The 7,808-nt window shown below is 73.5% G+C and carries 1 protein-coding gene; it reads left to right on the top strand.

Annotated elements, in window-relative coordinates; genetic code table 11:
• Window positions 1–7,808: lonely Cys domain-containing protein (locus ACZ4V6_RS36255; protein WP_467835486.1), on the top strand; the 7,808-nt coding region annotated here is incomplete at both ends.

Genomic DNA, 7,808 nt, shown 5'->3' on the forward strand with positions numbered 1-7,808 from the left:
GTCGCTCTCCGCCTCGGCGGCGGTCACCCCCCGGCACGTGGCGTCCACGCTGTGGGCCACGGCCCGGGCCGCCCAGGTCTTCGCCCTGATGACACGCGCGGACCAGGAGACGATGGGCCGCAAGGTCCTCCACCTGGACGCGTCCGCCGGGTGGGAGCGATCGCGGCACGAGGCCCTGTGGTTGCTGCTGTCGAAGGCGATCGCGGAGGGCGTGGACGTCTCCGACCAGGACCTGCTGGCCGCGTACCACCTGAAGGAATCCGGTGCGTTCGGTCCGGCGGCCGTGCTGCGGCAGGGACCCAACGTCCAGGGCGTCAACTGGTCCGGTAACGCCGTCCCCGCGGGCATCGACTGGGGCACCGTGTACGAGGTGGGGTCCGGACCCGGCGGGATCACCACGCGTCCGGTCCAGCCGGACTGGACCGGGCCGGGCAAACCCATGCCCACACTCCGCGTGGTCGAGGTCGACCGCGCCGGCACCATCGTCGTCCACCTGCCCGGCCGTGCCCCCGTCCGGGTGCAGGAGAGCGAGTACCTGGCGCTGCTGGGCCTCGACCCGGTGCTGAGTGTCATCCCTCTGGGCATCCCGGTGGTCTTCCTGACCACAGGCCCGGGAGCCCTGAGCCCGCAGCTGGTGCAGACGTTCTCCCGGACCACCGGGCGCCCCGCCTTCGGCTACAGCGCGCCGATGCTGCTCGCGCACACCGCCGACCCCTCCGCCCCGCTCAGGATCCTCACCCTGCCGGCCCCGGCCGGGACGGCCCCGGGCCACTGGACCACCGCCGCCCGGCAGCCCGCCGCCCCTGGGAACACCACCACCCAGGACGCCCTGACGGTCTTCGGCACGCACGATCCCGCCCCGGCACAGGCACCGGACATCGGGGCCCTGCGCATCGGTGAGGGGGGAGAGCCCCCGGCCGGCTCCCTGCTGTCGCCGGGGACCTTGATGACGAACGCGTCCGGTGTCCCGCGCGGGCGCAACCTGACGGATGAGAAGGTGCGCCAGCTCCGCACGGGGCGGGTGCGCGTGTTCGAGGAGCAGCCGGGGGCGCCGCTGAAGGAGGTACCGGGCGCGGACGCGGACGCGCCCTGGGGTGACGCGGCGTACGTCGTGTGGGGCGAGAGCCACCCGGACGGCGTGCGGTTCCCCGGCGGGCGCGTGCTGGACGCGGAGAAGCTCGCGGCCGAACTGGCGTCGGACCCCCAGCTCGCGAAGCTGCCGAAGACGGTCCCGGTCGTGCTGCTGGTACCGGACCTGGCGAACGAGCGGTACCTGGAGTACCTGCGGGCGGTCGCCAACCTGCTGGAACGGACGGTGTGGGCGCCCAGCGGCGACGGGCGCCTGGTGCGCAACAAGAAGCGCGAGCACGTGCCGGCACTGGTCGACCACGGCCCGGACCGACCGCTGGGCGCGTGGGTGCCGTTCCAGCCGACGAAGGCGTCCGCGCCGCTCCCGGACCGCGAGTGGACGGCGCTGGACGGCACGGGGTTCCGCGACAGCGACGTCGCGTCCCGGCCCCTGGTCTCCGACCGGAACGAGCGCTTCGGCCGGATGTCGCACGCGGACGACGTGCGGGACCGCGAGCGGCTGATGCGGTCGTACCTCCGCGCGAAGAAGCAGGTGCACCTGATGGCGTCCGGCGCCCGGACCGCCCTGATCAGCGAGGAGGCGAGGACCCCGGACCCCGCGGTGTACGTCTTCGCCGCCCACGGACTGCCGGGCGGACTGCTCCTCGCCCTGCGGGACGGCAGGACCGTGTGGCTGAGCGCCGCGGACGGCGGACGGTACATCGGCGGGCTGCCCGAGGTGGCCGAGCTGCCGAAGGGCCACCGCCTGGTGCTGGAGGTGTGCTTCAGCGGCTCGGCGGGGAACCCGACGGTGGCGCAGCTGGACAACCGGCCGGCGCCCCCGGTGCACGACCCGCTGGAGGCGGTGTCCCTCGCCCAGCACACGGCGAACGAGAGCCGCATGGTGGTCAACGGGTCGCTGATGAGCAGTGGATTCGACGTCGACGCCCACATCCTGCACGACACTCCCGGCGGTGTGGCCGGACGGCGTGAGGACGCGTTTCCCGAGCCCCTGCCGCACGAGCTGGACCGGATGGCCAGGACCGCGGGTCTGCACACCGGTGAGGGTGAGGCGCCGCCCGGGGTGCGCACGACGACTCTCAAGCTGGTGCGGGCCCTGCGGATGGTGTTCGGCCCCGGGACCGAGACGGACAGCGGCGCGCACGAGCGCCTCGTCACGGGCATCGGCGCCCTGGAGACCCTGCGGGCCAACGACCCGGAACTGAGCCGCTTCACCCCGTTCCGGATGGAACTGTGGACCTTCCTCGCGGAGCGCGTCAGCGGCGGGACGCCCGGACCGGACGACTACCGGACGGTTCTGGACCTTGCCGTGCAGCGACTGGCGCAGAACCCGGCGGCCCGGCTGGGCGAGGCCCTCCCGGATCCGCTGATCCTGCACGCGCAGCGGCAGATCACCCAGTTCGGCGCGGTCCTGGTGCGGAACGTACTGCGGCTGCCCGAGAACGCCCCGGTGACCAAGAGCGCCGTGACGTGGGCCTTCTGGGCCATGGCCGGCGCCGCCCGGCAGATGGCGGGCCGGGACGAGGCGTTCACGGAGAAGCTGGGGCGCAGGGCCCTTCACCTGTTCCCGGAGGAACCGTGGTCCCCCGCGAGGAAGCAACAGCTGTGGGTCATGACGGCCCAGGCCATTGCGGCCCGGCTGGACCCGGCGGACTACTTCACGCTGGCAGCCTTCCACCTCGCGTCCAAGGGCGCGTTCGGACCGGCGCACGCCCTCATGGACGGCGAGAAGTTCCAGGGCTACAACTGGAGCGGCACTCCGGCCCCCGGCGGTGTGGACCTGCGGGTCGTGGGCAGGCAGGAGCGGGACGCCGACGGAACCTCCCTCAAGCACTTCCGCGCACCGTGGAGGGCCGACGGGGAGCCCGAGGACGTCATGGTGGTGTGGACGGACACCGACGCCGACGGATTCGTGGTCCTCCACCTGCCCGGTATGCCGCCGTTCCGGGTGACCGACAGGGAGCTCCTGGCACTGCTGGAGATGGCCCCGCCGCTGCGCGTCGCGTCGCTCGGCATTCCGGTGCTGTTCGTGCTGTCCGGTCCGGGCAGCGGCTCCGGGCGCCCGATGATGCTGGCGGAGGCGTTCTCCAACCGCACGGCCCGTAACGGCTGGGCGTACAGCGGCCCGTTGACGGTGGCTCCCGGCACCCCGCCCCAGGGCACCGCAGTGGCCCCGCTGCGTCTCGTGGGACTGCCGGAGGCGGGCACCGGGAAGCAGGGTGTGTGGCGCAAGGCGTGGTTGCAGGGCCTCGGCTCCAGCGTCCTGGCACCCGCTCCCTACGGCGACGCCGTGTTCTCCTCGCCGCGGCCCTCAGACCTGCCGCGGAACCGGACCGGGGCAGAGGCCACCGTGCGGCCGCCGCTCTCCCGCGCGGACCTGGTGGCGTTGGCGGGCCGGGTGGCGGGCCGTGAGCCGGTGCGGGACATGCCGGTCGAGCGGTGCCTGGTGTTGCTGGGGGCGTTGCGGGAGGCGTTGCATCCGCGGGGTGTGCGTCCGGCGGTGGCGGTGGACGACGACGCGGTGGGCGACCCGTCGGCGGCGCCGCCGCTGGTCGTGGGTCCCGGGTGGCGCGCGGTGCGGTCGTGGGAGACGGTGGCGGCCGCGGTCGCGGCGCAGGGGCCTGGTGCGGTCGCGTTCGTCCTGGCGCGGCGTCAGGGTGAGGCGCTGGGGCACGCGTGGGCGGCCTACCACCTGGGTGGTTTCGGCGGTGTGGTGTGGGTGGACGTGTCGGCGGGCGCGGGCCGGCAGGTGTCGGCGCTGCCGCCGTCGGTCGCGGCGTCGGACGCCCGGGCGGTGGTCGTCGACCCGTCGGGTCGGGCGGTGGAGCGTGCGCTGCCGGACTTCGCGCAGTCGTCGTCCACTGCACACGCGGTGCTGGACGCGGCGACCGGGCGTGGGTACGGAGCGCTCGGCCTCGAGGTCGAGGAACACCGGGACCTCTTCATCAACCTGAACCTGCCGGGCGGCATCCTCTCCACGACGCTGACACTGGCCCACGGCCCCGGGATCACGCTCGTCACGGACAGCCGGTCCTTCTGGTTGACCGCCGACGGCCTTCTCCACGTGAAAGAGCCCCAGGAGGAGCCGGGGCAGCCGAAGCCCGTCAGGAGGAAGTTCGCCATCGGTGAGTTCGTCGTCGATCCGATGGCGGTGCTCCCGGGAGAGCGGAGGCAGTCCCCGGAAGAGGCCATGGCCCGGTTGCAGCAGGCGCGGGCCGCCGCGCGCATCGCCGACGAACGGCAGGCCGCCGTCCCGCTCACCGAGGTGCTCGGGCCGCTCGGCGGCTGGACGTTCACCGAGGCGGGCGAGGCCACGAGCGTCAACCCCGCCCCCGTGGGATTCAACGGGACCGCCTACGCCCAGCTCACCCTCGGGCACCCCGCCGTCGGCCTCCGGGAACTGCAGGACTTCACTGCGCAACGGTTGAGCCAGTCGAGGTTCACGTACGTGATGTCCGGGGGCCGGGTCTTCGGCCGTACGGCAGCCATGATGTTCGCCAACAGCGTCCTCGGCCGCTCCGCCGTGGAGCCCCACCTGGTGCCGTTCCTCGCGGCCGTCCCGGACGTCGACGAGGTGTGGGGGTACGGATGGCTGGGCTTCCAGAACGTCGCGGCCGCGCCGGTCACCGACGTCATGGACAGCGGCCCGTTCACGGGGACCGATCCGACTCTCCTCAAGAACCTCCTGCCCGCGGCCTCGCGGCACGCCCTGGACCGTGTCCGACGGGCGCTGCGGCCCCGCTCCCGGAGGTTCTTCGACGAGCACCACGACCGCCTCACTCAGGACGTCGTGGAGCAGATGGGCCAACTGGTCGAGCTCTTCCGGCGGATGTGGGCACCGGACCAGCCCGCCGGGGCCCCCTTCTTCGACACCGCCGGCGTGGACGTGCCGACGCCCCGCGAGCACTGGACGGCCGTCCTCACCGGTCGCACGTCCTACGGCGCCGCCGTCAGCCAGCGCTACGCCGTCGGAATGGACGACGACGGCTACCCGACCCTGGACACGGACGACGGCCGGCTGGAGATCCCGCTGGTCCTCATGGAGCTGCGGCACTTCGGCTACACGGGCCAGTACATGACGCCCGAGGAGCTCCAGCGGGCCGTCACCGAGCTGTCCGAGCTCAGTCGCAACGCCTATGAGGGCGCGCTGCTGTTCCGCGCCCCGCTGCCCGAGGACGTCCTGAGGGAATCCATCCTGCGGATCACGGAGAACCCGGTGGTCCGGGGAGTCGGCGGCTTCCTCGTGGTGGCCGCCCTGATGGGCATCCCGCAGGCCGGTGGTCCCACGAAGATGCTGATGACCCAGTGGGACGCCAGGGACATCGCACTCAGACTGGGCCAGTACGCCCTGGGCAGCGCGATGCACGACGACGATCCCGCCTACCAGCGCCTGCGGACGGCGCTCACCGAGGCGTACGGACTGCTGCCCCAGATGCCCCCGGGAGGAGGGCGGGTGAGGGCGCGGAGCATCTTCGACGAGGCACGGGCCGCCCTGGACATCCTCGCCGACCCCTGGCAGACGCCTCCGTTGATGCCCTGGTTCGCGGAGCTGGTGGCGGTGGACGGGACGCGGGTCCTTCTGGACCGGGTGCTGGTGGTCAGGCACCGGGACGCTGAGGGCAGGCCGGTGGGGACGTCCTCGCGTCCGGTGGAGGACTGGCAGGAGGCCGGCCGGCAGGACTACGGCCTGCTTCCCGGGGTGGTCGGGTTCACTTTCGTGCGGCCGGGTCCGGTGCCGTTGGAGAGTCCGGTGCTGGCTCTGCCGTTCGCGGACGCCTATCTGGTCGGGTTGCGCGGTGGTCCGGAGGTCGCGTCGCTGGCCTTGTCGGACGGTTCCGAGGCGGTCGTCGACTATGCGCGGGTGGTGGACTTCCTCTTCGCGGTGGACGGGCACCTGACGGCGCTGGCGCCGGAGCGGCCGGTGCTGGTGGTGGGGGCGGATCTGGCGGGGCCGCCTGTGGGAGATCCGCTGGAGATGCCTTTGGCCGGTGAGGTTCTGGCCGATGGTCTGGACCGGTGGGTGTGGGCGACGGGCAGTGGTGCCGAGCCGGTGCTGGTGCATGGGGACGGGCCGGCGGGACCGCGGTGGCAGTTGGCGGAGGGTGACTGGTGGGCCGGGTTCCGTCCCGGGCTGTCCACTGCCGAGCTGGGCCGCTGGGCCGAGCAGATCACGGGCCGTCGTGACCGGGCACCGCAGGTGCGGCGGTGGGTGCGGGCGATCCGGCTGGTCTATGGCCCCCTGCTGGAGAACGACACGTCCGCGTTCGAGGCGCTTCTGACGGGCTTCTGGGCGCTGGAGCAGACCCGCGCGGCCAACGGTTTGCAGACTCCGCTCACCTGGAGCGACCTCCGGTTCGCCGTGAGCTCCTACTTCGCGGCCAACGGGCAGCCGGAGCCGCCGTTGCCGGTGGCCCTGCAGTTCCTGCTGCTCTCGGCCGCCGGTTCGACGGGCGTGGACCTGGAGCTGTCCAGGTTCTCGCTCGTTCCGCAGCATGCCGGCGTGCGGGCCTGGGAGGTGGCCGGGGCCGGAGAGGCGGTCGGCGGTGCGGTGGCGCAGGACGCGGGGGTGACGTTCTTCGCGCCGCCGGCGGGGTCTTCCGCGCCTCCCGCCCCGTCGTCCTCCGCGTCCGCGTCGTCCTCCGCGTCCGCCTCCGCGCAGGACGTTGCCGAACCCCCCTCGGTGCCGGGCGCGTTCGCCGGGCCGGACGACTCCCTGTTGTCGGCGGGGACGCTGGTCACGGGGGCGTCGGGGCGTCCGCAGGGCCGCAACTGGACGGGCCGGCCGGTCGGCCGGGTGGAGCCGGGGAGGGTGCAGGTCGTCGAGGTCCGGCAGGGTGGGGCGCCGAAGGTGGTCTCGGCCGGGCCGGCGCCGTGGCCGGGGACCGCCTATGTCGTGGCGGCGGACGGTGAGGACGGGCGGGTGCGCCTGCCGGACGGCCGGGTGCTGGACGCCGAGGGTCTCGCCGCGGCGCTGGCCGCCGACCCGGAACTGGCGAAGCTGCCGGAGGACGTTCCCGTCGTCCTGGCCGTGCCGTTCGCGGGACAGCAGTACCAGGAGACGCTGCTGCTGGTCGCCCACCGGCTGGGCCGTACGGTGTGGGGATCCAGCGGTGCGGCGCGTCTGGCCCTCGACGAGTCGGCGAACGCACACGTACCGGTGCTGACGGACCCCGGTCCGGACGCGCCGGTCGGTGCGTGGGTGAAGGTTCTCCCGCCGGCCGCGCCCGTGCGGCACGCGGACCGTACGTGGACGGCACTGGACGGGACGGTGTTCCGCGACGGCGACGTGCTCACCCGCCCGCTGGCGGACGAGAAGCACGAGCGGTTCGGCCGGCTGGCTGTCGCACGGAACGACGGGCTGCGTCGGCGGGAGCAGCATTTCCGGAGGTTCCGTGAGATGCGGCGGCTGCTGCACTGGACGCCGGCCGGTGCCAGTGCCTTGTCCCAGGAGGGCGACGAGGAGCCGGTCTCCATGGACGCGGCGGTCTACGTGTACGCCGGGCACGGGCTGCCCGGACGGATGGCGCTTCCGCTGCGTGACGGCCGGACGGTGTGGCTGGGCAAGCGGGACGCGGCCGCGTACGTCGCGGGGCTGCCGGAGGTCCGGGCACTGCCCCCGGGGTCCCGGATGCACCTGGAGATCTGCTGGAGCGCGTCGGACGGCGATCCGCGCAAGGAGCAGGCCCCGTACGCTCCGGCCCCCCACGTGGACGATCCGC

The sequence above is a fragment of the Streptomyces sp. NPDC029152 genome (assembly GCF_055564355.1).